Genomic DNA, 27,000 nt, shown 5'->3' with positions numbered 1-27,000 from the left:
GTCCCCGTCTGCCGCTAACCAAACCACGCACCGCCGCTGCACGGGGGGCGGGGCAAGCCCCGCCCCCACTCATTCTTTACGGTCCACATTTCCTGCATTTCACCTTGACCATCCTTACCGAACTCTTCGCCTTTTGGCAGGCGCAGGCCGACAAACTGGGCCAGCAAACCCTGCAGCACATCGGGCTGACGGCGGCTTCGCTGCTGGCAGGCGTGGTGGTGGGCGTGCCGCTGGGGCTGCTGCTCACGCGCCGGCCGCGGCTGGCCCCCTGGGTGCTGGGCGGGGCCGGCGTGCTCCAAACCATTCCGAGCATTGCCTTATTGGGCTTCCTGATTCCGGTGCTGGGCATTGGGCCAGGGCCAGCCATTGTGGCGCTGTTTCTGTACTCGCTGCTGCCCATTGTGCGCAACACGCTGGCGGGCGTGCAGGGCGTAGATGCCGCCGTGGTGGATGCCGCCCGCGGCCTGGGCCTCACCGATGGGCAGGTGCTACGCCGGGTAGAGCTGCCGCTGGCTTTGCCGGTACTGCTGGCCGGCATCCGCACGGCGGCCGTAATAAACGTGGGCGTGGCCACGCTGGCGGCCTACGTGGCAGCGGGCGGACTGGGCGAGTTCATTTTTGGCGGCATTGCCCTGAACAACCCGGCCATGATTCTGGCGGGCGCTATTCCGGCCGCGGCGCTGGCTTTGCTGTTTGATGGGGCGCTGGCCGGACTGCAGCACCTGCGCGGCCGCCGGCTGATGTGGGCCGGGCGGGCGCTGCTGCTGGCGTTGCCCCTACTGGCGGGGCTGTACCTGCTGCCCCGCGCCGCCAGCAAGCTGCTGGCCGGTTTCAGCCCTGAGTTTGTGGGCCGCTCCGATGGACTGCCGGGACTGCGCCAACTTTATGGTCTCGACCCCGCCTCAGTGGTGCTGGCCCCGGCGCTGGTGTACGAGGCAGTACGCAGCGGCGACGTGGACCTGATTGATGGCTACTCGACCGACGGCCGCATCCGGGCCTACGACCTACAGGTACTGCGCGACGACCGTCACGCCTTTCCGCCCTACCAGGCCGTGCCCGTAGTACGCCGGCAGGCCCTGGAGGCCCACCCCGAGTTGGCCCCGGCGCTAGCCCGCCTCGCCGGCCAGCTCTCCGACTCGGTGATGACGGAGCTGAACTACCGGGTGGATATCCGCCACGAAACGCCCCGGGCCGTGGCCCACGATTTTCTGCGTCGCCGAGGGCTGTGGCACGCCCCGCAGCCCGCTACTGGGGCCACCATTCGGCTGGGTTCCAAGATTTTTGGGGAGCAATATATTCTGGCCGAGATGTATGCGGCCCTTATCAAAGGCTACACCAACCTGCAGGTGGAGGCCAAAACGGGTCTGGGCGGCACCAGCATCTGCGCCGACGCGCTGCGCACCGGCGCCATCGACCTCTACCCCGAATACACCGGCACCGGCCTGCTGGTGGTGCTCCAGCCGTCGGCGGCCGTGCTCGACTCGCTCGGCCCCGATCCGGCGGCCGTGCTGGCCTACGTGCGCCGCGAGTACCGCCGCCGCTACAACCTGGAGTGGCTGGCGCCGCTGGGCTTCAACAACACGTATGCGCTGCTCATGCGTCGCCAGCAGGCCGAGCAACTGAGCATCCGTACGGTATCGGAGCTGAGCGCTTATTTAAGGTAGAAAAAGGCGACTTAAACTGGGCTTTGTTTTAGCTAGATTTTTCCATCATTTTTGTCTTAATCGAGGGGTTACCTGCTACATTGGCAGTCGATTTTACCCCTCTTCGAATGATTGCACCTCTAGCAGCGAATCCATCATCCAGGCGAGTCCGCTACTGGTGCCTTTGGCTTATGGCCATCTGCTTCGTGCAGCTGGCAACCGCCGCTACCGCCCAGCAATTGCCCAGGCGGCAATGGGACCGGGTGCTGGGCGGCGATGGGCTTGAAAATTTTAAATCGGTTCAGCCCACTACCGACGGCGGGTACATTTTGGGCGGCACTTCCGGCTCCGGCGTGTCGGGCGACAAAACCCAGCCCACCAAAGGCGCCCCCTCAGAACCTAGCACCAACTACGACTATTGGCTGGTAAAGCTGGATGCAGCCGGCAACAAGCAGTGGGACCGGGCCTACGGCGGCAACGATACCGACGCCCTCGCGGCGGTGCAGCAAACCACCGACGGCGGGTATATCATGGGCGGCTACTCTGTTTCTCCGGCTTCCGGCGACCGAAGCGCTCCGGCCAAGCACGGTTACTGGGTGGTGAAAGTGGATGCGCAAGGAGTGAAACAGTGGGATAAGTCGTTCAGCAACCAAAGCCTGCCCTCCCTGAATGCCCTCCAGCAAACCGCCGATGGGGGCTACATTCTGGGCGGCTACAGCCTGGGCGACCTACCGGGCACCCCGGGCCGGGACGACCAGTCGGGACCCTACCAGGGCGGGCACGACTTCTGGGTAATCAAGCTCGATGCAGCCGGCAACAAGCAGTGGGACCGGGCCCTGGGCGGCACCGAATTCGACTTCCTGCACGACGTGCGGCAGACCGCCGATGGCGGCTACCTCGTAGGCGGGACCTCCACCTCCGGTATTTCGGGCGACAAAACCGAGGCCAGCCGGGGAGGCAACGATTACTGGGTGGTGAAACTCGACGCGCGCGGGGCCACGCAATGGGACCGTACCTACGGCGGAGCCGGCCCTGATGCCTTGTATAGCCTGTGCCAGACCCTTGATGGCGGCTATATTCTGGCCGGGCAATCTGGTTCGGGCATTTCGGGTGATAAAACCCAGGCCCAGCGGGGCGGCGGCGACTATTGGATACTGAAAGTAGATGCGCAGGGCCGCAAACTCTGGGACCGAAGCTTCGGCGGCAGCGGGCAGGACCAGCCCAACAGCGTCTGGCCCTGCCCCGACGGCGGCTTTCTGGTGGCGGGCCAGTCCGATTCGGGCATTTCCGGGGATAAAAGCAAGGCCGGCTTTGGCCTGGCCGACTACTGGCTGGTGAAGCTGAATGCCGCTGGCACCAAAGATTGGGACGAGGTGTATGGCGGCAGCAACCTGGATTTTTTGCAGGGTGCGCGGCCTACGCCGGATGGAGGCTTTATACTGGGTGGCACTTCGTATTCGGGCGCTTCCTGCGGCAAAACCCAGGACACTTGGGGAAGCGCCGATTACTGGATTATCAAGCTGGGCACGGCGGCCAACTCGCCACTCGGCACCATCATCGGCGATACGCTATTGTGCGGAACAAGTCCCTCTTTACTCCGTCTCAAAACAGTCGTAACGGCCTCCTCCTACCAGTGGAGTACTGGCGCCACCACCGCCTCTATTCCTGTTACGCAGCCGGGCCTCTACTCCGTCAGCGCCACATTGTGCGACGGAACCGTAGCGGCGGCCCAAATTCGGGTGGGCCAGGTAACAGCGGCAGTGCGCGGGCCCGCTTCTTTCTGTGCGGGTAGCACCGCCGCGCTGCTGGCAGATGCTCCGGGAGCTACGGGTTTCTCTTGGAACACGGGCCAGCGCACGGCCGCCATTACGGTGGCGCAGGCGGGCACCTACACAGTTACGGCAACCTTTCCCGGCGGCTGTAGTCTGGTCAGCTCGCACACCGTTGGCGTGCCGCAGGTAACGCTTAGCGGCGACTCGTTGCTGTGCGAGGGCCGCCCGCAGCAACTAACGGCTGCAACCACTGATGGGGTGGCTTCTTATCGTTGGAGCACAGGAGCCACCACCGCCAGCATCGCCGTTGCCCAGCCGGGGCGCTACTCGGTAACTGCTACGCATGCCAATGGCTGTACCAGCACCGCCACCCAAACCGTTGGCCTTATTCCCCGCCTCTCCCCGCCGCCGCCCAGCACCGACACCACCGTTTGCGAAACGGCCGAACTTGTGTTGCGGGCCCCGGTAGCCCACGACACCCGCGCCACCTACCGCTGGTCCGATAACTCTACCGATTCTACGCTGCGCGTTACTCAGCCGGGGCTTTACACGCTGCAAGTCACTAATCCTTGCCAGACGGTAGCCGTTAGCTGGCGCGTTACCTACCGTAGTTGCGTCTTCATTCCCAACATCGTTACGGCCAACAACGACGGCGTAAATGACCGATTTGTAATAAACAACTTGCCCGCCGGAGCCTGGGATTTGCAGGTTGTCAACCGCTGGGGCGCTCAGGTATACCATGCGGCACATTACCGCAACGACTGGGGCTTGGAGGCCATTACCGGGGTGTATTACTACGTGCTGCGTAATACCAAATCCACGGAGATTTATAGAGGATGGGTACAGGTTGTACGCTAAGAGTTGAACAGAAGCCCGAAAGTATACCGCAGGCTTTAGGTCGGATAACCTCATCCCCGCACCAGCCACTTGTACAGCTGCACCAGCCGGGGTTGCGGCACGCCGAGCCAGAACAGCCCGGTGAGCAGCGCAAACACGCCCTGGAGTCGGTAAACGCCGTTGCGCCGATACTTGCGGGCCGAGGTAATGATGTAGCCCGGCAGCACCCGAAACGGGCCGTGTTGCCGCAGCCGACCCACAATTTCCTGGTCCTCGAGCAGCTGCAACTTCTCGCGGTAGCCGCCGGCTTGCTCAAACACCTCCCGCCGCACAAACAGGCTCTGGTCGCCGTAGCGGATGCCGTTGAAATTGAAGCGCGTAAACCAGGCGTTGGCCACCAGAAACCAGTGGGGCTCGTCGAAGCGGAGGCGGTAGCAACCGGCCGCGGCCCCGCTGGCCACGGCGGCGCGCAAATCGGGCAGCAGGGTGGCGGGTGGCAGCGAGTCGGCGTGCAAAAAATACAGGAGTTGCCCGGTGGCATGGGCGGCCCCGTGGTTGAGCTGGGCGGCCCGGCCCCGGCGTGGGCACTGCACCACCCGGGCCCCGTGGGCGGCGGCTTCGGCAACCGTTTCGTCGGTGCTGCCCCCATCGGCCACCACTATTTCCACGGCCGCATCGGGGCCGATAATAGTCCGCAGGTGAGCCAGCAGTCGGCCAATATGCTCCTGCTCGTTGAAAGTGGGAATAATGATGCTGACGAAAAGCGGCGGAAAAGCAGGGCCGGAGGGCATGGATATGTGGGGCGGGCGACGGGCAATACTGGCCCCAACTTACGAAACCAGCCGCCCGGAAATTTCCCGGGCAGCTACTTTTCAGCGCAGCTCACGCATAAGCCAGTGCCCTATTCATCACTCCTTCATGGCCGGCTGCGTAAGTTGGGGTTCATTTAGGCCCTGCTTTCTATGCACGTATTGCTGGTTGAAGACGAAAAAAGCCTGCACCAGGAGGTGCGGCAGTTTCTGGTTGGGTCGCAATACCTGGTCGATTCAGCCTTCACCTACGCCGAAGCCTCGGAGAAAATATTTACGAACAGCTATGATTTCGTGCTGCTCGACCTGGGACTGCCCGGCGGCGACGGCCTCGACCTGCTGCGCGAAGCTCGCCAGAATGAGCGCCAGGAAGCCTCGTTCATCATCCTGACGGCGCGCGGAGGCATCGACGACCGGGTGAAAGGCCTCGACCTGGGGGCCGACGACTACCTGCCCAAGCCCTTTTCGCTGCTGGAATTGCAGAGCCGGATGCAGGCCGTTATGCGTCGTAAATTTGGCCTCAAGCGCCAGGAGGTATCTTTTGGAGAGGGTTTTTCGCTCGATGTCAGCGGCCGCACCATTCGCCACGGGGGCCAGGATGTGCCGCTCACCAAAAAAGAATTCGACCTGCTGCACTACCTGCTGCTGCACCGCAACCGGGTGCTCACCCGCCTGCAGCTTGGCGAGCATCTGTGGGGCAACGTGCTCGAAGACGATTCCGACTCCAACTACATCGACGTACACATTAAAAATCTGCGCAAAAAGCTCAGCCAGTTTGCCCCCGCCGATTTCATCGAAACCGTGCGCGGCATCGGGTATTCGATTAAAAACTGACCTTCTGCTATGCGTCTTGAAGCCAAGCTGGCGCTGTCCAATACCCTTTCGAAGCTGCTGCTGGTATTGCTGGGGGCCCTGCTGATTCCGCCCATCGTGGAGCGCGTAGCAGTGAGCCACACCGACGAGCAGCTGCGCGAGAAGTGCGAGCAGGTGCTGACGCTTATCCGCCGCGATGGGATAGCCACTTTCGTACAGGGCGAGCAGTATGCCGACTACAATATTCTCAAGCAGGAATATATAACCCTGACACGCTTACCGGCGGCCTCGGGTGGTGCCCTTCCGGCTCCCCTTCGCATTTTCGACGAGCCCCGCCAGGTCGACAATGAAATGGAGGACTTCCGGATTATAAGCCGGCAGTTCGTTTCCACCGGTCAGCGCTACCGCCTCGAAATCGGTTCGTCGCTGGCGACGGTGGAGCTGCTAACCGCTACGCTACGACGGATGGCGCTCTGGGTACTCGTGATTGGGGCCTTGGTTACCGTCTTGTCGGATGCGGCATTTGCCCACCACTTGCTGCGGCCGCTGCACCAGCTCATTGTGCGGCGGCTCGAAGGCGTGCACCACCCGTCGGCTTTCTCCTACGAGCCGCTGGCTACCACCACCGCCGATTTCCAGCGCCTCGACAGCAGCCTCACCGACATGATGCGGCTGGTACAGTCGGCTTTCGAGAAGGAGCGTGAGTTCATGAGCAACGTGTCGCACGAGCTGCTCACGCCGGTCAGTATCCTGCAATCCAGGTTTGAAAACATGCTGCAGGACCCTACTCTAGGCGATGCGCATTTACTAAAACTGGTAGATTCGCAGAAGACGCTTTACCGGCTACGCAACACAGTGAAAACGCTGCTGCTCATCGCCAACATCGAAAACGAGCAGTACCTGCGCGACGAATCGGTATCGGTGGCGGCGGTGCTTACCGATGTAGTCGAGGAGCTAGAGGACCGGCTGACCCAGCGCGAAATAGTGCTACACCAAGACCTACAGCCCGATTACGTGCTGCTCCAGGCCAACTCCACGCTGCTGTTCACGCTGTTGTTCAACCTCGTCAGCAATGCCATCAAGTACAACTGCGAGGGCGGCCGCATAACAATTACGGGTCGGCCCGCTGTTACGGGCGGCTACCAACTAGCCGTTACCGATACCGGGCCGGGCATTGCGGCCCGCCACCTGCCCTATCTGTTCGACCGTTTCCGGCGGGTGCAGGCCGGGGCAGCTGCGCCCGAGGGCTACGGGCTGGGGCTGCCCATCGCCAAAACCATTGCCGAGTTCCACCAGGCGCGGCTGACGGTAGAATCGACCGAGGGCCAGGGCACCACGTTCACCCTCCATTTCAGCCAACCGTCCCGCAACGCTTAGCCATATGGGTGCCGGGTCAGCTAACCGGGCACTGCTGCCTGAGCGGCCGTGGTGCCCGGTAATCAGCTTCATTCTCACCGGGCGCCATTCTATAGTAGCTCTGAACCCCGCCTTAGCCGCGTCTGGGGCAACGGCAACTTGTCATCTTACTTCCAGCCGCCACCTAGGGCGCGGTACACGTTCACCTGGGCATTGAGCTGCTTCATCTTCAACTCAATCAGCTCGTACTTGGCTTCCAGGGCGTCGCGCTGGGTGAAAAGGACTTCGGTGTAGTCGGCGCGGGCCGAGCGAAAAAGGCTGTTGGAGATGGTAACCGACTGGTTGAGGGCGGCCACGGCGCGGGCCTTTTCGTCGTAGCTCTGGCCCAGGTTGCGCAGGCTGGCAAGCTGGTTGCTTACCTCCACGTAGGCGTTCAGCACTGTTCGTTCGTAATTGTAAGCCGTCTGAATCTGGGCCGCGTTGGCGCTACTATACACCGACTTGATGCCGTTGCGGTTGATGAGCGGGGCCATCAGGTCGCCGGCCGCCGAGAACAGCAGCGACTGGGGCGTGGTGAACAGCAGGCCGGGCCGGAAAGCCTCGAAGCCGGCCGAGCCGGTGATGCGCAGCGCCGGATAAAAGGCGGCGCGGGCCACCTGCACATCGAGGTTGGAGGCCAGCAGGCGCTGCTCGGCCTGCCGGATATCGGGGCGGTTCTGCAGCAGCTGGGCCGGTACGCCGGCCCGCACCAGCGGCGGCACCAGGGCATTAAAAGCCTCGTCGTTGCGCACCACCAGTTGGGGGTAGCGGCCCACCAAAAAGTTAATGCGGTTCTCGGTTTCCGTGATTTGCTGCTGAATGCTGAACTGGTTGCTGAGCGTGTTGTGCAGCTGGGCCTCAAAGCGCTGCACGGCCAGTTCGGTGGTGCGGGCCGACTCCTTCTGCAGCTGCACCAGCTGCACCGCGTTGCGCTGAATCTCGATGTTCTGGCGCGTAATGGCCAGCTGATTATCCAGCGCCAGCAGCTCGTAATACGAGGTAGCCACCTCGGCAATCAGGTTGGTAACGGTGAAGTTCCGGCCCTCCACGCTGGCCAGGTAGCGCAGCGCGGCGGCCTTGCGGGCGTTGCGCAGCCGGTGCCAGATATCCACTTCCCAGCTCGCAAACGCGCCCACCTGGTGGTTGGCCAGCGGATTGGGGTTGCGGTGGTCTTCCCTGATACGAATCTGCTCCTCGGTGGCGCCGCGCAGCGTGTAGCGGCCGGGCCGGCCCACGTCGGAGCGCACGCCTACGCCCAGGAACGGCAGGTACTCGCCCTTGCGCACCTGGATTTCATTTTTCGAAATCCGGATTTCCTGCAGCGCAATGTTCAGCTCCTGGTTGTTGCGCAGGGCCGTGTCGATGAGGGCGGTGAGGTTGGAGTCGATGAAAAACTCCTTCCAGCGCAGTTGGGCGGGGTTAATGCTGTCGGCGGGCGCCGCGGCGTAGGTGCCGGGGTAGCTGGCCGGCACCGCGTGGCTGGCCGTGCGGGGCGCAATGCCCGGCGTAACGCAGCCCGCCAGGGCCACCGCACAAGCGGCAGCCCCCAAAAAGTTATACAGGCTCTTCTTACGCATGGGTGGCAACTTGTTCTTCTTCAATTACAGTTACGTGGGGCTCAAATTCGGAAAGCGGGTTCTCGTTTTCGTCTTGGATGAGCTTGCGGCCGGCGGCCATGGTGCCGAAGACATAGTACAGCCCGGGCACGATAATTACGCCGAATACGGTGCCGAACAGCATGCCGCCCAGCGCCGCCGTACCAATGGTGCGGTTGCCAATAGCGCCCGCGCCGGTGGCCAGCACCAGCGGAATCAGGCCGGCAATGAAGGCGAAAGAAGTCATCAGAATCGGGCGGAAACGAACTTTCGCGCCCTCGATGGCGGCGGCGCGCACGCTCATGCCCTCCTCATGCTTCTGCACCGCAAACTCGACAATCAGCACCGCGTTCTTGCCTAGCAAACCCACCAGCATCACCAGCCCCACCTGGGCATAAATGTTGTTGGCCAGGCCCATCACTTTAATCAGCAGGAACGCCCCGAAAATGCCCGCCGGCAGGCTGAGCACCACTGCCAGCGGCAGCAGGAAGCTCTCGTACTGGGCGGCCAGCACCAGGTACACGAAGCCGAGCACAATCAGGAAGATGATGACGGCTTCGTTGCCGCGGCCCACTTCGTCCTTGCTCAGCCCGCCCCAATCAATATCGTAGCCCCGGGGCAGGGTTTTGGCCGCTACTTCCTGCACCGCCTTAATGGCCTCGCCCGAACTGAAACCGGCGGCGGCGTCGCCCCGAATCGAGGCCGTGGTGTACATGTTGTATCGGTTGATTTCGTTGGCGCCCTGGCTCTTCTTGATTTTCATGAAGGCCGAAAACGGGACCATCTCGCCCTTGTCGTTCTTCACCCACATGTTCAGAATGTCCTTGGGCAGGCGGCGGTACTCGGGCGAAGCCTGCACGTACACCTTGAAAAAGCGCTGGTACTTGATGAAGCCCAGCTCGTAAGTCGAGCCAATCATGATGCTGAGCGTGTTCATGGCGTTGCCGATGCTCACGCCCTTCTGCATAGCCAGTTGGTTGTCAATCTGGAGCTCGTACTGCGGGTAGTTGGCCGAGTAGAACGTGAACAGACCGGCCAGCTCCTTGCGCTTGCGCAGGTTGGCCATAAACTCGTCGTTCACCTGCTCCAGGGCCTTGTAGTCGCCGGTGTTGGTTTTGTCGAGCAGTTGCAGCTGGAAACCGCCCGCTGCGCCGTAGCCCGGCACCGCCGGCGGCTCAAAAAACTCAATGGTCGCGCCCGGAATTTCCTTGGCCTTCTCTTCCAACGCCAGAATGACGTCGTGGATGGATTCCTTCCGCTCGCTCCAGGGCTTGAGGTCAATCAGGCAGGTGCCGGCGTTGGAGCCGCGGCCCTCGGTGAGCACTTCATAACCGGCCAGCGTGGAAATGCTGGCAATGCCGGGCACGTCTTTGGCCAGCCGCTGCAAATCCTGCGAAATGGCGTTGGTGCGCTCCAGCGTCGAGCCGGGCGGCGTCTGGATAATGGCGTACAGCATGCCCTGATCTTCGGCCGGAATGAAGCCCGAAGGCAGCGTAGTCGAGATGCCGAAGATGCCGAAGCCGAAAGCGGCCAGCACCAGAAACGTAAGCACCCGGCGGTCCACCACTTTCTCCAGGAAGCCCACGTACACGCCCGTCAGGCGCTCAAAACCACGGTTGAACCAGTCGAGGAAGCGGTTGATGGGCGACTTGCTGCGGGGCTTACCGTGGTTGTTTTTCAGAATCATGGCGCACAGCACCGGCGTCAAAGTCAGGGCCACGATGCCCGAAATAACAATGGCGGAGGCCATGGTAATCGAGAACTGCCGGTAGAAGATACCCACCGGACCGCTCATGAACGCCACCGGCACAAACACGGCCGTCATCAGAATGGTAATGGCAATAATGGCCCCGCTGATTTCGCCGATAACCTCGCGCACGGCCCCGTAGGGCGAGAGGTGCTTTTCCTCCATCTTGGCGTGCACGGCCTCCACCACCACAATGGCGTCATCGACCACGATACCGATGGCGAGCACCAGCGCGAACAGGGTAATCATGTTAATGGTGAGCCCGAACGCCTGCATGGCCATAAATGCCCCAATCAGCGACACGGGCACGGCCAGAATCGGAATCAGCGTCGAGCGCCAGTCGCCCAGGAACAGGAACACCACCAGCGCCACCAGAATAAAGGCGTCGCGCAGGGTATGAATTACGTTTTCAATGGAAGCGTCGAGGAAGTTCGACACGTCGTAGCTGATTTTGTAGTCCATGCCGGGCGGCATGGTTTTCTTCAGCTCGTCGAGCTTGGCCTTCACCTCGGCAATTACGTCCTTGGCGTTCGAGCCGTAGGTTTGCTTGAGCACAATGGCCGCCGAAGGGTAGCCGTCGAGGTTGGAGTAGATGTCGTAGAATTCGGAGCCCAGCGCCACGTCGGCCACGTCTTTCAGGTGCAGACTTTCACCGTCGGCGTTGGCCCGCAGAATCACGTTCTTGTACTGCTCCACGTCGCTGAAACGGCCCTCATACGTCAGCACGTACTCCAGCGCCTGCGACTGGCCCCCGTCGGAGCGGCCGATGCGGCCGGGCGAGCCAATCACGCTCTGCTCGTCCAGGGCCTTCATCACGTCGTCGGCCGAGATGTTGTAGGCCCGCATGCGGTCGGGCTTGAGCCAGATGCGCATGGCGTACTGGCGGCTACCCAGAATGGAGGCCCGCCCGATGCCGTTGATGCGCTGGATTTCGGGCAGCATGTTCACCCCGGCATAGTTGAACAGGAACTTCATGTCCGTATTCTTGTCCTTGCTGTACAGGTTCACATACATGAGCATGTTGGGCACCACGCGGTTCACAATCACGCCCTCGCGCTGCACCAGCACCGGCAGGCGGTTGATAACCTGCGCGATGCGCGTGTTCACGTTTACTACCGCCTGCTCGGGGTCGGTGCCCAGGTTGAATACAATCTGGATGTTGGCCTCGCCCGCACTCACGGCATCGGCGGTCATATACTTCATGCCCGGCACGCCGTTCACGGCCTGCTCCAGCGGAATCAGCACCGACTCGGTGAGCACCTTGGCGCTGGCGCCGGGGTAGGCCACGCTCACCATTACCATAGGCGGCGAAATCTCGGGGAACTGCGAGGTGGGCAGCGTATTCATGGCCAGCATCCCCAAAAAGACGATGACGATGGAAATGACGATGGCAAAAACCGGCCGTCGAATGAATTTACTGAACATGTTTTTTGAGTTGTTAGCGGAGAGCCGATAGGCACGGTCATACTGAGCGAAGGCGTAAGCCGCAGTCGAAGCATCTCTACCGCAATGAAATTGTCATGCTGAGCGAAGGCGTAAGCCGCTGTCGAAGAATCTTTACCGCAATGGAACTGTCATGCTGAGGTCACGAAGCATCTGTACCGCATCGTTGCAGTCGGATGGATTACCATTGCAGTAGAGATGCTTCGGCTTCGCTCAGCATGACATCGTTCTATTCGCCCTTCTGGCTGCTGTTCCCAGTTACTCCGAGTGGGTGCCCAAGTGGGTGATAACCTGCTTGGGCGCCTCGTACTCGAAGTCGATTTTGTCGCCGTCTTTCACCTTGCGGATGCCTTCGAGCAGGAACTTCTCGCCGGGCTTCAGGCCACTCTGCACCACGTACAGGTCGGGCATTTCCGAGCCGACGGTGATTTCGCGCTGGTGCACGATGCCCTTGGCGTCGAGCACGTAGAGGTACTTCTTCTCCAGCACCTCATAGGTGGCTTTCTGCGGAATGATGAGGGCCTTTTTGAGCGGCACCGTCATCAATACACTACCCGTTTCGCCGCTCCGCAGCAGGCCCTCGGGGTTGGGGAAAGTGGCCCGGAAGGCAATGTTGCCGGTTTCGTTGTTGAAGTCGGCCTCAATGGTCTGCACCACGCCGGGGTGCTTGAACTGCTCGTTGTTGGCCATCAGCAGCTTCACGTTGGTCTGGTTGGCGGCCTTGGCGTTGGTTTTATAGGAGAGGTACTCGGCCTCGGGCACGTTGAAGTACACCCACATCTGACTGTTGTCCGAGAGCGTAGTCAGCAAGTCGCCCTCATCCACCAGACTGCCCAACCGCACCTGAAACTGGTCCATCAGGCCGCTGAATGGCGCCTTGATGGTAGTAAACGACAGGTGCGTTCTGGCCAGCGACACTTCGGCCTGGGCCTTGCCCACCTTGGCGGCGGCCAGGGCCAGCTCGCTTTTCGACACCACGTTGTTGTCGGCCAGGCGCTTGGTGTTCTGGTACTCGATGCCCACGTAGTTGGCCTCGGCCTCCGACTTCTTCAGCTCGGCCTGGTACATGAGGGGCATGATCTGGAACATCAGCTGGCCCTTGCGCACGGCCTGGCCCTCATCCACGTAAATCTTTTCGAGGTAGCCCTTCTCCAGCGCCCGCAGCTCAATATGCTGGATGGCCTTGATCTGGGCCACGTACTCCTTGGTGATGGTGGTATCCTGCAGCAGCGGGCTGGTAACGAGGTATTTTACAACTTCTTCCTTTGCCTCCTCATGCTTGGTACAGCTGGTGCCGAAGCACAGGACGCCAAGGCCGAGCAGCAGAAGGGTTTTCGTATTGCGGGCTATCATAATGGCCGTTAGGGGTTTCATTTACACTCGTTCACTGTGCCGGAGCCGGACCCCACAACAGCCATAATTCAGGCGGCGGCAAGTGCCGGCTTGGTCGCGGGCTACCGGCTAACCCGAAAGCCAGCATGGTGGCGGCTTCCAGTCAGCTTCGGTCATTGACTGGCACAAAGCAAACGCCCGCTTCATGAAGCGGCTATGAAGCCACTGCTCCCGGCCCACAAAGTTTTAGCAGCCGCCTGCTGGATTTTGAAGCCGTGACCGCAACGCAAAAACGCCCGCCACGTCACCTTCCCAAGCAGGAAAAGCAACACGACGGGCATTAAGTCGAAACTAGTGAACGGCTGATAGCGCAAGATGAATCAGCGCGCTATCAGCCGTTTATCAAAGCATTTTACGATTCAGGGCCGGAAGCAAACGCTCCCTTCGCTGGCACTCCTACCCCAGCCCGGTAGCCGATTCGCCGGGGCCGGGAGTAGCGCTGCCAACTGCATCCAGGGGAAATTCTGGGGCCGGGGTGGCCGAGCCGGGCACCGAGAGGTCCCAGCTTTGCTGCATCTGACGCAAACCCGACTGCGAAGTCAGGTCGTACTGGCAGGGCACGATGGATATGTAGTTGTTGGCCAGTGCGTATTCGTCGGTATCCTGACGCGGGTCTTCGTTTACAAACGAGCCGATGAGCCAGTAGTAGGGCCGCTTGTAAGGGTCGTGGCGCAGGTCGAACTCTTCCTGCCACTTCGCCCGGGCCTGGCGGCAGACCATGGCCCCGGCAATAGGCTGGTCCGATTTCTTAGGAATATTCACGTTCAGGGCCGTGCCGGCCGGAATACCGTGCTCCAGCGCCTGCCGGGTCAGGCGCTCCACCCATTCCTCGGCGTGCGAGAAGTCGGCATCGTGGCCATAGTCGCAGAGCGAGAAGCCGATGGCCGGCAGCCCTTCAATAGCCGCCTCAATGGCCGCCGACATGGTGCCCGAGTACAGCACATTCACGGCCGAGTTGGAGCCGTGGTTGATGCCCGACACCACCAGGTCGGGGCGGCGGTCCTTGAGGACGTGGTGCTTGGCCAGCTTCACGCAGTCGGCGGGCGTGCCGCTGCACTCATAGGCCTCAATGCCCTCAAAAATGTGGTTGGGGTCGAGGCGCAGTGGCTTACCGATGGTAATAGCATGGCCCATACCCGACTGGGGCGAGTTGGGCGCTACCACCACCACTTCGCCCAGCCGGCGCATTACGCGCACGAGCGTGGCAATACCGGGGGCCGTAATGCCGTCGTCGTTGGAGATAAGAATAAGCGGCTTGGCAGAGGCGGAAGTTGACACAGTAGACAGGCTTATGAGGATAAGAAGGAATTGCCGGGCAAAGGTACGCTCTGCCCGGCAGGCGTGTTTCTTAACGCCCCTCTGCGCTCGGATGTTTTACGACCCGGCCACCACTGCCCGACCACCAGACCGCAACAGCCTGAACCGTAGCCACCGGCCCAATAGCAGCGCCGCCACTTGGACAATGCTACAAATAATGTATTTTGCCACCCCTATATACGTCCTAACCATCGTGGCGGGCCGTTTTTGTCCTACTCTCTGCCTTGGCCCACCCGGCCACCTGCTTATGGCTTTGTTTGAAAATCGTTACCGCACGCACGATTTGGGCCTGCTGCTACTGCGCGTGGGTATTGGCTTTATGTTCACGGTGCACGGCTACCCCAAGCTCACGGGTGGCCCGCCCGTGTGGGCCGAAATCGGGGGCGTGATGAAGCTGGTGGGCCTCAATTTTGCCCCCGTCTTCTGGGGCTTTCTGGCCGCTTTTGCCGAGGCCATCGGTGGGCAGCTGCTAGCGGTGGGCCTGTTCTTCCGCTGGACCTGCGCGCTGCTGCTCGGCACCATGATAATGGCTACCATTATGCACCTGAGCAAGGGCGACGACTTCAGCGGCTACTCGCACGCACTCGAATCGGCCTTCCTTTTCCTGGGGCTGGCTTTTACCGGCCCCGGCCGCTTCAGCCTCGACCAAGTGCTGTTTCCTGCCCCCCGGCGGCTGTACTAGGGATTAAGGAGCAGCTAAACTGTAACCACATACTCTCTTTTGAGGATAAATTTCATGAGGATACATAGTATGAAAAATGCATTCATTGTATTGGCTTACTTGCTGATTTCTATTTCTTGCGTGGCACAAGAAAAGGCACAGCAAATATCAAATTCAGGTTTGCCAAAAGAGTTTTTTCGTCGCTGGAAATTAGATTATGGAACGGCAGACGGAAGTAAGATAGACCTCTCACAAGCCCCACACGATGAGTATGAGTTTAAGCAGAATGGTAAATACGTGCTTTATATTGAAGATGGCTCTTTACTAACTGGGACGTGGGAATATGACGAAAAAGAGAAGGTAGTCTATACAAAACGTGATGACGGAGAATTAAATGGGAGAATTACAGAGATAAAGCCGGGAAGTATAACGCTAGTCCCTGATGGCAAGGGTATCTCAGGAACAATGTTTGAGAAGTTTAAATTTTATTATAAGCCGAACTAGAATCAAACTTTACCAATACGCTAGTTTCGCCTCATGCTCCTGCTTTCCCTGCTCTCCTTGCTGCTGACCACGCCCACCAGCCCGGCTCCGACCGACTGGCGCACGCCCTTCGAGCGGGGCAACGGTAATACCACCGCCACCTATGACGAGTGCATCGGCTACTACCAGCGGCTCGATGCGGCGTATCCCGAAATCCAGCTGCGCGAGGCGGGTACCACCGACAGCGGCCGGTCGCTGCATGTAGTGGTCGTATCGGCCGATGGCGACATGGAGCCGGCTTCGCTGCGGGCCAAGGGCCGGCGCATTGTATTTATCCAGAACGGCATCCACCCTGGCGAGCCCGAGGGCATTGATGCCAGCCTGATGCTGGCCCGCGACTACGTGCAGAAAAAGGCCCTGCGCCGCCAGCTCGATGATGTGGTGCTGGTCATCATCCCGATTTACAACGTGGGCGGCGCGCTCAACCGCAACTCCAGCACCCGCACCAACCAGAACGGCCCCGAGAGCTACGGCTTCCGCGGCAACGCCCGCAACCTCGACCTTAACCGCGACTACATCAAGCAGGATTCGCGCAATGCCCGCTCATTTGCGGCCCTGTTTCAGCGCTGGCAGCCCGATGTGTACGTGGACACCCACACCTCCAACGGCGCCGACTACCAGTACACGCTCACGCTCATTGCCACCCAGAAAGACAAGCTGCACCCCGCCCTGAGCCAGTATATGCAGCAGCAACTACTGCCGGCCCTCTACGGCGGCATGGATAAGCAAAAGTGGTATCTGAGCCCCTACGTGGATTTTAACGGCCGCACGCCCGATGCTCGGGGCCTGCAGGGTTTCCTGGAAAGCCCGCGCTACTCCACCGGCTACACCGCACTGTTCAATACCATCGGTTTCGTAACGGAAACCCACATGCTGAAGGCCTACACGCCGCGGGTGCGGGCCACCTACGATTTTCTGCGCTTGCTGATTGGTACGGTGCAGCAGCAGAAAGCCGCGCTGGCTTCGGCCCGCACCGAGGCCACCCGCCTCAGCCAGCAGCAGCAGGCGTTTGCCCTGGGCTGGCGGCTCGATACCACGCAGGCCGAGCGGTTCACGTTCCGCGGCTACGAGGGCAAAACCAAGCCCAGCGACGTGAGCGGACAGCCGCGGCTGTACTACGACCGGAAGGCGCCTTACACCAAATCCATCCCCTACTACAACACCTTTGTGCCCACGGCCACGGTGCAGCGGCCCCGCGCCTACGTGCTGCCCCAGGCCTGGGGCGAGGTAGCCGAGCGCCTGCGCCTGTCGGGCGTGCAGCTACGGCAGCTGTCGGCGGACACCGTTATCAACGGCGAAACCTACTACATCCAGGACTACAAAACCAGCCCCCGGCCCTACGAGGGCCACTACCTGCACTCCGGAGTGCAGGTCCGGCCGGTGCGCCAGCCCCGCCAGCTGCTGCGCGGCGACTTCTACATCTCTTTAAATCAGCCCGCCGCCCGCTACCTCATCGAAACGCTGGAGCCCCAAGCCACCGACTCGTTTTTTGCCTGGGGCTTCTTCGACAGCATCCTGCAGCAAAAAGAGTATTTCTCTGATTACGTGTTCGAGGACCTGGCCGCCCAGCTGCTGCGCCAGCAGCCCGCGCTGCAGGCCCAGCTTAACCAGAAAAAGCAGGCCGACCCCGCCTTCGCTGCCAGCGGCCCCGCCCAGCTCGACTGGCTTTACCGCCAATCCGACCACTACGAGCCCAGCCACCTGCGCTACCCCGTGCTACGGGTGTTGTAACAATGAATACGGGAGGTCTGGTTAACCCTGGTTTTGCAGAACGGTGTAGGGGCGGGGCTTGTCCCCGCCCGCCGTTGCAACAACATGTTGAACGGCTGTTTGGACGCCCAGAAAAGCCCGTGCACACGGCGGGCGGGGGCAAGCCCCGCCTCTACACCGTTCTGCGGAATTCCAGGTTAACTAGCGTTTCCACATTAATTCATTTACTCACTGACTACCAGCGAGTTAGCATAGTTTACCAGATAAGCCAGGTCGCGGGCATCGGTGTAGTTGAGGTTGTTGGTTTTGGCGTATTGGGCTAGCTGGCGGGCCTGTGCCCGGAAGTAGCTGGGCAGGTCTTTCTTGGGCGTGCGCAGTGGCAGCACGGTGCCGTCGGGCAAACCCAGGAAGAAGTTATCCTTGACTTCGGTGTAGTAGCCCAAGGTCATGCCGGCTAGGCCCATGCCGCCGTAGCTGTAGGGGCCACCGGCCGTGATGGGCCGCTCCACCAGCCCCTCGCGGCGCAGCAGAATAACGGGGCCACCGCTGAGCTGCTCGAAAAATCCGGGGGCTTTAAAGTCGCTGTAGTCATTGTCGCGGTTCCAGCGGTACACCCGAAACACACGCAGCAGGTTGGTATCGGCCCGTTCGCGGCGGCGGGGTGGCGGGGTGGCGCCAAACCCGGGGTTGCCCGAGTAGTAGCCCTGGCGCATGGCGTAAAAGTCGTCGTAGTAGAGCCGTTCGCGGCTTTGGTCGTATTGCTCGCCGCGCACTGCGAAGCTCTGCACATTTACGGCGGGCAGCGTGCGGACAGTGTTGTCGGCTAACGTCATCGTCAGGGTTTCCTCGCCCCGGTGCAGCGCCAGCGGCCCGCTGATACTGTCGCCCGAGCTGAGCAACACGCTGCCCTGGGTGAACTGCTGGGTAAAGCCCTGCCCGCCCCCACGCTGGGCCTGCGACGTCAGGGGTAGCAGCAGGGCCAATAGTAGCGGATAAAACAAGTTTCTCATATCCGGAAGTTAGCTGATTGCGGCCATATTAGCATGCTTTGCCCCCGCCCCACACGCAACGGCCCGGCCAGCAAATGCTGACCGGGCCGGACGGAACAAAAAGAAGGGTTACAGGAGCTTACTGCCCCGTAACGCCGGGCACCTCAGCAACCGGATTAGCGGCGCCGGTCTGGTGCAGAATGGTGTGGCCCAGCTTGTCGCGCTTGGTGGTGAGGTAGCGCTGGTTGTGCTCGTTGGGTTCCACCTCAATGGCCACCGACTCAACCACCTCCAGGCCGTAGCCGATGAGGCCGGTGCGCTTGCGGGGGTTGTTGGAGAGCAGCCGCATCTTGCTGATGCCCAAATCGCGCAGAATCTGGGCCCCTACGCCGTAGTCGCGCTCGTCCATGCCGAAACCCAACTCCAGGTTGGCCTCCACTGTGTCGCGGCCCTGCTCCTGCAGCTTGTAGGCCCGCAGCTTGTTGAGCAGGCCAATACCGCGGCCCTCCTGGTTCATGTACACGATAACACCGCGACCTTCGCGCTCAATCTGTTGCATGGCGTGGTGCAGTTGGGGGCCACAGTCGCAGCGGCACGAGCCGAAAATATCGCCCGTTACGCAGGAGCTATGCACGCGCACCAGCACTGGCTCGGGGCCCGAAATATCCCCTTTCACCAGCGCCAGGTGCTGGGTATTGTTACTCTGCTGGGTGTAGGCAATCAGGTCGAAGTCGCCGAAATCGGTGGGCAGGCGCACCGATATTTCGCGGGCAATCAGGCTTTCCTTTTCGAGGCGGTACTTGATGAGGTCCTGCACCGAAATCAGCTTCAGATTCCACTTGTCGGCAATTTCGCGCAGTTCGGGCAGGCGGGCCATTTCGCCGTCCTCCTTCAGAATTTCCACCAATACCCCCGCCGGCTCGAAGCCAGCCAGACGGGCTAGGTCCACGGCCGCCTCGGTGTGGCCGGCGCGGCGCAGCACGCCCTCTTTGCGGGCCTTAAGCGGGAAAATGTGGCCCGGCTTGCCCAGCTCCTCGGGCTTGGTTTCGGGGTCGATGAGAGCCAGAATGGTTTTGGAGCGGTCGGAAGCGGAAATGCCGGTAGTCACGCCGTTTTTCAGCAGATCAACGCTCACCGTAAAGGCTGTGGCATGCAGGGCCGTGTTGTTTCCCACCATCAAATCGAGGCCCAGCTCCTCGCAGCGGGTTTCGGGCAGCGAGGCACACACGAGGCCGCGGCCGTGTGTGGCCATAAAGTTGATGACTTCGGGCGTAGCGCAGCGGGCGGCACAGATGAAGTCGCCTTCGTTTTCGCGGTCTTCATCATCAACCACCACTACCACCTTACCGGCGCGGATATCAGCAATAGCGTCTTCAATCAAGTCAAGCATGGATCACGGATTAGCGCGGATTTTTTCGGATTTCACGGATTCGGTAGCGCCCAGCGGGCTACCGTGGGGCTGGCGTACAACCAGCGGCGGCCGGGCAAAGTTACGAAGCCGGAACTGGCAGCCGGCAGCAGTGGCACCCTCACTCGCTGGCCAGCTCGGTGGCGCGGTGCTGGGCGGCTTTCATGCCGGCAATCAGGGTTTCGGCCAGGCCACCAGCCCGGAACTCGCGCAACGCGGCTTCGGTGGTGCCGCCCTTCGAGGCCACGGTGGCAATTAGCTCGTCGGGACTTAGGGCGGAGGTGTTGAGCAGGTGATAGGCGCCGAGCATGGTTTGTTTGACGAGCAGCCCGGCCACCGACTCGGAAAAGCCCATTTCCTGGCCTGCCTGCATCATGGCCTGCACCAGAAAGTAGAAGTAGGCCGGGCCGCTGCCGCTCACGGCCGTTACGGCATCGAGCAGGCTTTCGTCTTCCAGAAAAATGGAGCGGCCGGTAGCGTTTAGCAGGTTCTCTACTTCGTGCAGGCGGCTACGCTCGACCTCGGGCGCGGCCGAAAAACCGGTGATACCCATACCCAGCAGTGCCGGCGTATTGGGCATGGCCCGCATCACCTGTTGGTGGTTTAGCTCGCGCTGCAGCCGCGCAATCGGAATGCCGGCCATAATGGACACCACCACCTGCCCCGGCTGCAGCACCGCCCGCAGCCCTGCGGCCACCTGGCTGAAATCCTGGGGTTTTACGGCCACTAGCACCACGCCATAATCGGCCACAGCGGCGCTCAGGGCCGCTACGGGCAGATCGGGGTGCTGCAGGGCGAGGCGCTGGCAGTGCTCGTCGTGGCGGGCCACCAGCAGCAAATCAGGCCGGGCCACCAGGTTGTAGTGCAGAAACGACCGGGCAAAAGCCAGGCCCATGTTACCGCAACCCACAATAGCAATACGCAGTGGTTTCATGAGGGGAAAGTGAGTATAGAGAAATAGGTACAGAGAGGTGAGAAATGAGAGGTGAGTAAAGGAACGTCATTCAGAGCATGATGCGCTTGGAGCAGCATGCTCTGAATGACGTTCCTTTATTCCCTTCTCACCTTTCTGTACTCACTGCTCATCTCTACCCCCTCTCACCGCCTACCCTGGAACCGGGCAGTAGGCTCCCAAACGGCGGTTTTTATGCCGCGCAAATAGCGCCAGAAGCCCAGCAGCAAGGCCGCGTTCATGGAATAAAAATGGCTGATGAAGCGTAGCAGCCGCAAATGAATACCTACCTGATGCAAGGCGGCATCGAGCAGCGGCAGCAGCAGCGCGCCCAGCTGCCCGGCCAGCAGCAGCTGGTACAGCCAGCCGCCGCCCCGCGCCACCAGCAGCGCGCAGCTTAGCAGCATACCCAGCAGCAGCAGCGGCGTAAGCCAGCGCAGTACTTTATGCGACCAGTAAGCAAAACCCACACCCCGCCACGGTGGCCACAGCAGGCGCCGGAACACCACCAGATTCTGGAAGTTGCCGGCCGAAATGCGGGCCTTGCGCCGGAACTCCTCGGGCAGCTGGTCCGACACGTCTTCGTGGCACACGGCGGCCAGCTCGTTGATGGCCTGGTAGCCGTCCTGCAGCACGGCCATTGAGATGAAGAAGTCATCAACAATAAAGCCGCGCGGGGCCGGGTGGTAGCAGGCGCGGCGTACCGCAAAGCAGCCGCCGAAAGCGCCTATCATGCTTCCCCACACCACGCCCTCCTGGTACTTAATCAGGTTTTCGCGCTCCAGATACGCTTTCTCCTGGCCCGAAATGCCTTCCTGGCGGTGGTCGGGGTTGAGGATGTGGCCCCCCACCAGGCCAATGGCCGGGTTGCGGAAATGCTTCACCAGCTCATACAGCGTGTCGGGCGTGAAAAACACGTTGGCATCGGTGAGCACCAGCACCGGCGCGGTGGCTTGCTCCGACAGCACTTCCATTACGCCGGGCTTACCGGTGCGCTGCCCCAGCGGCCGGAACTGCAGGCCCGGGTACCCGGCTGCCAGTTGGGTGATAAGGGCATTAGTGCGGTCGGAGGAATTATCGGAGCCGATGTAAAACGTGAGCTTATCCAGCGGGTAGGTGGTGGCGAAGGTTGAGCGGATTTTCTCCTCAATCACCTGCTCCTCGTTGTACACGGCCAGCAGCACGTCCACGGCTGGCAGCTCCGCGCTATCGGGGGCGTACACCTCAGCGTTTTGCCGGCGGCCGCGGGCCAGGCGGGCCAGTAGCAGCGGGTACAGCACGTAGGTGTGGGCCACCAGCAGCAGGCTGCCCCAGAACGTGGCCGCCGCCAGCACGTCAGGTAGAAGCGGCACGGGCGGGCAGCAGAATGGTGTATAAATCGAGGAAGCTCTCTATCACCCGGTCGTTGTCGTAGCGGCGGGCAATGGTGCGGGCGGCCTCCTGCCCGATGGCGGCGGCCGGCAGCTCGTTGCGGTAGTAGCGGCCCAGCTGCGCCAGCCACTCCGGGGCCGAATCGGCTACTATAATATCGAAACCGGGCTTTACATGAATGCCTTCGGCCCCGAGCGTGGTGCTGAGAATGCACTTACCCAGAGCCATGCCCTCGATGATTTTGATGCGCATGCCGCCCCCGCTCAGCAGCGGTACCAGCATCAGCTCGTACTGCTCCATAAACGCCGCGGCCGACTCGACGAAGCCATGCACCGTGACGCCGGGCAGCCGCAGCTGCCGGAACCTCTCGGGCATGTTCTTGCCGCCTATATGCAGCTGCAGCTCCGGAAACTGCCGCCGCGCCTCGGGCCACACCTCGCGCAGCAGCCAGTCGAGCCCCTCCTGGTTGGGCAGCCAGTCAAACGAGCCCAGCATGCACAGCGTGCGCGGCCGGGGCCGGATGGTGGGGTCGGGCCGGAAACGGCTCAGCTCGACACCGGCCGGCACAAATACTACCGGCTCGGAGCAGCCCAGCCGGCGCAGGCGCTGCTGGTCGGGTTCGGTAATGGCGGCCACGGCATCGAAGCGGGGCAGTACCAGCTGCTCGAAACGCCGCAGCCGGCCGGCCAGCTGGCGCAGATACCACTTTTTGAGCGGGTTGCGGGTTTTGTCGGCCAGCATCTGCCAGATGGTGTGCTCCACGTTGTGCGCCCGCAGCACCACCGGCACCGTGGGGGCCAGCCGCTTCAGCACCTCCACGTACCAAGCCACAAACGTGCCCTCCACCTGCACCACATCAAACTGCTCCTGCTGCAGCAATTCGGCCAGCTGCGCCTCCACGGCCGGGCTCACGAACCGCTCCACGTTGTAGGGCAGCGTGCTGGAAAGCAGGTTCTGCAGGGCTTTGCGCGGCGAAAGACGCGTATCCACATCCACGGTCAGCAGGCGCACGTGGGGGCCCAGGTGGGCAAGCACGGTGGCGGGCTGCTGATGCTTGGGCGTGTTGAGGGCCAGCACCGTTACGCGGTGGCCGGCGCGGGCCAGGCCGGCGGCTACGTCGTACATGGCAATGGCCCCGCCATCGGTAGGCGGGAACGGTACGCGCGGGCAGATTTGGAGGATATGCACGAGGGAAAGGCGGGCTGATGCGGCCGCGTAAAGCTACGAAAGAAGCACCCGTGGCCCCAGATGCCCCAGGCTTCCCAGAGCTAAAGCCTTGGGGCATCTGGCAACTACGCCCCCCGAAACGAATCCAGCAGCCTCGTTATCTGCTCCTCGGTGCCCAGAAACAGGAACACGTCGCCGGGGCCAGGCACGATGTCGGCGGGCGGGCTGATGGTGAACTCGCCGGTTTGGTGGCGCAGGCCGATAACGGTGGTGCCGGTGCGGGAGCGGACGTCGAGCTCCCGGATGCTGCGGCCCTGCAGCTCGGGGCGCAGCTCCTCGGTGCGCATTTCTTCCAGCCGCAGCCGGTGCGGACCCATGCCCGAAATCATATCCAGGAACCGGATGACCTCGGGGCGCATGATGAGGTTGGCCATGTGCGAACCCCCGATTTCGTCAGGCATCACCACCGAATCGGCCCCGGCCCGGATAAGCTTGGTTTCGGAGCTTTTGAGGCTGGCGCGGGCGACAATCGTGATGTTGGGAGCCAGTTCGCGGGCCGTAAGCGACACGAATACGTTGTCGGCATCCTTGGGCAGGGTCGTAATCAGGGCCCGGGCCCGCTCGACGCCGGCGGCCCGCAATGTGTCGTCGAGCGTGGCGTCGCCGCGCACCACCGAAATATTTTTGTCCTGGGCCGCCTCGTCGGCCACGTCTTCCTGGAGCACGGCTTCGTCGAGTTCAACTACCACCACCTGTGCCCCGCTGGCGCGCAACTCCAGGTAGGCTTTGCGGCCGTTGCGGCCAAAACCGCACACGATTACGTGGCCGGAGTACCCCCTGATTTCCTGGTCGTTTCTGAGCATGGCAAACATAATGCGTAAGCCCCCGTCGAAGATGTAAGTGCTTAGCACCGACAGCAGGTAGGCTAATATCAGCAGGTTGAAGAAAATATACACCGACACGAACAGGCGGCCCGCCGCCGAGAGCGGGTGCACCTCCGAGTAGCCCACCGTCGAAACGGTAATCATGGTCATGTAAAGCGCATCAAGAAACGAGTATTTCTCAATCCACATGAAGCCGGTAATGCCCGCGGCCAGAGCGCTTCCGGTAAGCACCAGCGCGCCCACAAAGCGCCCCAGCTTGAAGCGTCGCCAGACGTCGCGCACGTAATTCGACAAGCCGGGACGTGGGGGCTGAATGAGAGGGGGCATTGGTACGTTTGAGCTGCTTTCTTTGCGCTGGTAGCTGGTAGCTGCGGGCATTTGTGCTAAACTGAGTTGTGCTCGCGGCTGAAATAGCCCATTTTTCGCGGGAGTCAATAGCGGAGCCGCAAGAACGCCAAGCGCGGGCGCAATGACAAGGCGGTAGCGCTACCCGTTCAGGCGCGGAATAACCGTGCCCAGCAGGTTGGCCAGCTGGTTATCCATTTGCTTGAGCAGATGAATGGTTTGCAGGTTTTCCATCATTTCGGCCTCGTCGGTGGGGTTGCGCAGGGCTTCGAGGCGCACGGCCAGCTCGCGCTCCACATTTACTTTGTTGAGGCGCAGAATGGCGTTGTCGCAGGCCGGCTGGAGTACATCCAGCTCGCGGGGCACATGAATCTGGTGGGTGGTCCAGTTGGGGCTCAGCTCGTACTTCTCGGTGGCCAGCTCGGCCACCGCGCTCCGGATATCGGCGCGGCCGTGCTGGATGAGCGTACGCACCTCGGGCCAGCGGCCCTGGTTGAGCTCCTCGCGGCACAGGTGCAGCATATCGGCGTAAATACCGGTCTTGAATGTCGTATCGTCGAGCTGTTCCAGCAGGTATTGGGCCACGCTGACTTCGGGGGCCAGCGGCTGGGCCGAGTACAGCAGCAGCAGCCGCACTACCTCCCGCTCGCAGCGCTCCAGGATGTCGGGCACCGGCTCCATGTCGTCGGTGGCCGCGCCTGCGCCGCCGCCCGCCAAATCCTCGGGCGAGGCGCCGTACATGAGGGCCTCGGCCTCTTCTTCGGGGCTGAGCTGGCGGCTGGCGCGAGGCGGCTGGTTTCGGGTTTCGGGCTGGAAGCCGGCCCCGCTCCCACCGCCGCTGCTGGTGTTGCCGCCGCCGGTGCCGGGTTTGCCGGCGGGCTGGCGGGCCAGCTTGTTGTACTCGCTGATGATTACCTGCTCATCAATCCCGAAGGTTTGCGAGGTCTGCTGCAGAAACACCTGCCGCTTGATCGGGTCGGGCACTTTGGCGATGCTCTGGAGCACTTCGCGGATGGCCTCGGCTTTCTTCACCGGGTCGTGGGCGGCTTCGCGGCTCACCAGCTCGGTTTTAAACTGGATAAAGTCCTGGCTGGCCGTTTCGAGGTAGTCCTTGAAACGCTGGTCGCCAACTTTACGGATATAGCTGTCGGGGTCGTCGCCGTCTGGAAACAGCACCACGCGTACGTTCAGGCCGCCTTCGAGCAGCATATCGATGCCCCGCAGCGAAGCCCGGATGCCCGCCGCGTCGCCGTCGTAGAGCACGGTTACATTGTCGGTATAGCGCTTCACGAGCCGGATCTGCCCATCGGTGAGCGAGGTACCGGAAGTCGACACCACGTTCTTCACGCCGCCCTGGTGCAGGCTCAGCACATCGAGGTAGCCTTCTACCAGGTAGCACTGCTCCTCGCTACGGATAGGCTGCCGGGCCTGGTAGAGCCCGTACAGCACGTCGGATTTATGGTAAATCTCCGATTCGGGCGAGTTGAGGTACTTGGCCGTTTTGTCGTGGGGCTTGAGTGTGCGCGCCCCAAAGCCAATCACGCGGCCCGATACGTTGTGAATCGGGAACATCACGCGCCCCCGGAACCGGTCGTAGCGCCGGCCGGTATCCTGGCCATTATCGTCTTCCTTGACGACGACAAGGCCGGTTTTCTCCAGGTATTTCTGCTCGTAGCCCGCGGCCGTAGCCGATTTAAGCAGGTTGTCCCACTGGTCGAGCGAGTAGCCGAGCTCAAAGGTGGCAATGGTGGTCTGGTTGAGGCCGCGCTGGCGCAGGTAGCTCCAGCCCACGCTCTGCCCCTCGTCGTCGTGCTCCAGCAGGTGGTGGTAGTGGTCCTTGGCCCAGTTGGACACGATAAACTGGGAGTCCTTCTCGTTCTGGGCCAGCTGCTGCTCGGGGGTTTTTTCTTCCTCCTGAACGTCGATGCCGTACTTTTTGGCCAGGTACTTCAGGGCCTCCACGTAGCTGGTGCCCTCAATGTCCATGATGAACTGCACCACCCCGCCCGCCTTACCACAACCAAAGCACTTGTAGAGCCCCTTGGCCGGCGCCACCGAAAAACTGGGCGACTTCTCGTGGTGAAACGGGCAGCAGGCCCACATATTCTGGCCCTTTTTCTTGAGGCTCACGAAGTCGCCCACCACCTCCACAATATCGGCGTGGTGGATAATCTGGTCGACGGTTTCTTTGGGGATGCGGGCCATAG

19 protein-coding genes are annotated in these 27,000 nt (G+C 61.5%); 7 read left to right on the top strand and 12 right to left on the bottom strand.

Annotated elements, in window-relative coordinates:
• Window positions 1-104 precede the first annotated feature (104 nt).
• Entirely contained in the window at window positions 105-1,664 is a 1,560-nt protein-coding gene (locus HW554_RS11250) for an ABC transporter permease/substrate-binding protein (protein ID WP_176908686.1), read from the top strand.
• Between the two features lie 170 nt (window positions 1,665-1,834).
• On the top strand, window positions 1,835-4,273 hold the full coding sequence (locus HW554_RS11245) for a gliding motility-associated C-terminal domain-containing protein (protein WP_176908685.1): 2,439 nt from the start codon (window positions 1,835-1,837) through the stop codon (window positions 4,271-4,273).
• A 50-nt stretch (window positions 4,274-4,323) separates the two neighbouring features.
• Here the strand turns inward: HW554_RS11245 and HW554_RS11240 are convergent, their stop codons facing one another.
• On the bottom strand, window positions 4,324-5,043 hold the full coding sequence (locus HW554_RS11240) for a TIGR04283 family arsenosugar biosynthesis glycosyltransferase (RefSeq protein ID WP_176908684.1): 720 nt from the start codon (window positions 5,041-5,043) through the stop codon (window positions 4,324-4,326).
• Window positions 5,044-5,214: 171 nt separating this feature from the next.
• Between HW554_RS11240 and HW554_RS11235 the strand changes: the two genes are divergently transcribed.
• Window positions 5,215-5,895 carry a response regulator transcription factor gene (locus HW554_RS11235; protein WP_176908683.1) on the top strand — a complete coding sequence of 227 codons (681 nt, stop codon included), beginning with the start codon at window positions 5,215-5,217 and terminating at the stop codon, window positions 5,893-5,895.
• A gap of 9 nt (window positions 5,896-5,904) precedes the next feature.
• Entirely contained in the window at window positions 5,905-7,251 is a 1,347-nt protein-coding gene (locus HW554_RS11230; protein ID WP_176908682.1) for a sensor histidine kinase, read from the top strand.
• Window positions 7,252-7,397: 146 nt separating this feature from the next.
• Here HW554_RS11230 and HW554_RS11225 read toward each other — a convergent pair whose 3' ends face one another.
• From HW554_RS11225 to surE, 4 genes are all read right to left on the bottom strand, one after another.
• Window positions 7,398-8,846: a TolC family protein gene (locus tag HW554_RS11225; RefSeq protein ID WP_176908681.1), complete on the bottom strand. Its 1,449-nt coding sequence runs from the start codon at window positions 8,844-8,846 to the stop codon at window positions 7,398-7,400.
• Window positions 8,839-12,036, bottom strand: coding sequence for an efflux RND transporter permease subunit (locus HW554_RS11220; RefSeq protein ID WP_176908680.1), 3,198 nt, complete (start codon window positions 12,034-12,036; stop codon window positions 8,839-8,841). The genes HW554_RS11225 and HW554_RS11220 overlap by 8 nt, the downstream gene beginning before the upstream one ends.
• Before the next feature lie 276 nt (window positions 12,037-12,312).
• A complete protein-coding gene (locus HW554_RS11215; protein WP_176908679.1) occupies window positions 12,313-13,407 on the bottom strand; it encodes an efflux RND transporter periplasmic adaptor subunit in 1,095 nt (364 codons plus the stop codon).
• 435 nt (window positions 13,408-13,842) lie between these two features.
• Window positions 13,843-14,724: a 5'/3'-nucleotidase SurE gene (gene surE / locus HW554_RS11210; protein WP_176908678.1), complete on the bottom strand. Its 882-nt coding sequence runs from the start codon at window positions 14,722-14,724 to the stop codon at window positions 13,843-13,845.
• A 286-nt stretch (window positions 14,725-15,010) separates the two neighbouring features.
• Between surE and HW554_RS11205 the strand changes: the two genes are divergently transcribed.
• The 3 genes from HW554_RS11205 to HW554_RS11195 all read left to right on the top strand — a co-directional run bounded on the left by HW554_RS11205 (window position 15,011) and on the right by HW554_RS11195 (window position 17,698).
• Entirely contained in the window at window positions 15,011-15,445 is a 435-nt protein-coding gene (locus tag HW554_RS11205; RefSeq protein WP_176908677.1) for a DoxX family protein, read from the top strand.
• A gap of 69 nt (window positions 15,446-15,514) precedes the next feature.
• The gene (locus tag HW554_RS11200; protein ID WP_176908676.1) at window positions 15,515-15,928 is read left to right on the top strand and encodes a hypothetical protein; all 414 of its coding nucleotides are present in this window, start codon (window positions 15,515-15,517) and stop codon (window positions 15,926-15,928) included.
• Window positions 15,929-15,961: 33 nt separating this feature from the next.
• A complete protein-coding gene (locus HW554_RS11195; protein WP_176908675.1) occupies window positions 15,962-17,698 on the top strand; it encodes a M14 family metallopeptidase in 1,737 nt (578 codons plus the stop codon).
• Between the two features lie 203 nt (window positions 17,699-17,901).
• Here the strand turns inward: HW554_RS11195 and HW554_RS11190 are convergent, their stop codons facing one another.
• The 7 genes from HW554_RS11190 to dnaG form a co-directional block, all read right to left on the bottom strand.
• Window positions 17,902-18,687 carry a hypothetical protein gene (locus HW554_RS11190; RefSeq protein WP_176908674.1) on the bottom strand — a complete coding sequence of 262 codons (786 nt, stop codon included), beginning with the start codon at window positions 18,685-18,687 and terminating at the stop codon, window positions 17,902-17,904.
• Between the two features lie 118 nt (window positions 18,688-18,805).
• A complete protein-coding gene (locus tag HW554_RS11185; RefSeq protein ID WP_176908673.1) occupies window positions 18,806-20,056 on the bottom strand; it encodes a bifunctional 3,4-dihydroxy-2-butanone-4-phosphate synthase/GTP cyclohydrolase II in 1,251 nt (416 codons plus the stop codon).
• 139 nt (window positions 20,057-20,195) lie between these two features.
• On the bottom strand, window positions 20,196-20,999 hold the full coding sequence (proC, locus tag HW554_RS11180) for a pyrroline-5-carboxylate reductase (protein ID WP_176908717.1): 804 nt from the start codon (window positions 20,997-20,999) through the stop codon (window positions 20,196-20,198).
• Between the two features lie 173 nt (window positions 21,000-21,172).
• Window positions 21,173-22,378 carry a glycosyltransferase gene (locus HW554_RS11175; RefSeq protein ID WP_176908672.1) on the bottom strand — a complete coding sequence of 402 codons (1,206 nt, stop codon included), beginning with the start codon at window positions 22,376-22,378 and terminating at the stop codon, window positions 21,173-21,175.
• Window positions 22,362-23,585 (bottom strand): glycosyltransferase family 4 protein, encoded by a 1,224-nt coding sequence (locus HW554_RS20970; protein ID WP_176908671.1) that lies wholly within the window; start codon window positions 23,583-23,585, stop codon window positions 22,362-22,364. Before HW554_RS20970 ends, HW554_RS11175 begins: the two co-directional genes overlap by 17 nt.
• Window positions 23,586-23,689: 104 nt before the next feature.
• Window positions 23,690-24,775, bottom strand: coding sequence for a potassium channel family protein (locus HW554_RS11165; RefSeq protein ID WP_176908670.1), 1,086 nt, complete (start codon window positions 24,773-24,775; stop codon window positions 23,690-23,692).
• Window positions 24,776-24,934: 159 nt separating this feature from the next.
• Window positions 24,935-26,998: a DNA primase gene (dnaG, locus tag HW554_RS11160; RefSeq protein ID WP_176908669.1), complete on the bottom strand. Its 2,064-nt coding sequence runs from the start codon at window positions 26,996-26,998 to the stop codon at window positions 24,935-24,937.
• Between the last annotated feature and the right edge of the window lie 2 nt (window positions 26,999-27,000).

Origin of the sequence: Hymenobacter lapidiphilus (assembly GCF_013377885.1) — a bacterium.
Taxonomy (GTDB): domain Bacteria; phylum Bacteroidota; class Bacteroidia; order Cytophagales; family Hymenobacteraceae; genus Hymenobacter; species Hymenobacter lapidiphilus.
Note: the sequence above shows the minus strand (reverse complement) of the source record. Positions and strands in the feature narration are given on the sequence as shown.

Coding starts and splice junctions, on each gene's coding strand:
- HW554_RS11205 (WP_176908677.1), top strand. CDS start 15,011: ATGGCTTTGTTTGAAAATCGTTACCGCACGCACGATTTGGGCCTGCTG.
- HW554_RS11200 (WP_176908676.1), top strand. CDS start 15,515: ATGAAAAATGCATTCATTGTATTGGCTTACTTGCTGATTTCTATTTCT.
- HW554_RS11235 (WP_176908683.1), top strand. CDS start 5,215: ATGCACGTATTGCTGGTTGAAGACGAAAAAAGCCTGCACCAGGAGGTG.
- HW554_RS11185 (WP_176908673.1), bottom strand. CDS start 20,056: ATGCTTGACTTGATTGAAGACGCTATTGCTGATATCCGCGCCGGTAAG.
- HW554_RS11225 (WP_176908681.1), bottom strand. CDS start 8,846: ATGCGTAAGAAGAGCCTGTATAACTTTTTGGGGGCTGCCGCTTGTGCG.
- HW554_RS11230 (WP_176908682.1), top strand. CDS start 5,905: ATGCGTCTTGAAGCCAAGCTGGCGCTGTCCAATACCCTTTCGAAGCTG.
- HW554_RS11190 (WP_176908674.1), bottom strand. CDS start 18,687: ATGAGAAACTTGTTTTATCCGCTACTATTGGCCCTGCTGCTACCCCTG.
- HW554_RS11245 (WP_176908685.1), top strand. CDS start 1,835: ATGGCCATCTGCTTCGTGCAGCTGGCAACCGCCGCTACCGCCCAGCAA.
- HW554_RS11165 (WP_176908670.1), bottom strand. CDS start 24,775: ATGCCCCCTCTCATTCAGCCCCCACGTCCCGGCTTGTCGAATTACGTG.
- HW554_RS11220 (WP_176908680.1), bottom strand. CDS start 12,036: ATGTTCAGTAAATTCATTCGACGGCCGGTTTTTGCCATCGTCATTTCC.
- dnaG (WP_176908669.1), bottom strand. CDS start 26,998: ATGGCCCGCATCCCCAAAGAAACCGTCGACCAGATTATCCACCACGCC.
- HW554_RS11195 (WP_176908675.1), top strand. CDS start 15,962: ATGCTCCTGCTTTCCCTGCTCTCCTTGCTGCTGACCACGCCCACCAGC.
- HW554_RS11240 (WP_176908684.1), bottom strand. CDS start 5,043: ATGCCCTCCGGCCCTGCTTTTCCGCCGCTTTTCGTCAGCATCATTATT.
- HW554_RS11215 (WP_176908679.1), bottom strand. CDS start 13,407: ATGATAGCCCGCAATACGAAAACCCTTCTGCTGCTCGGCCTTGGCGTC.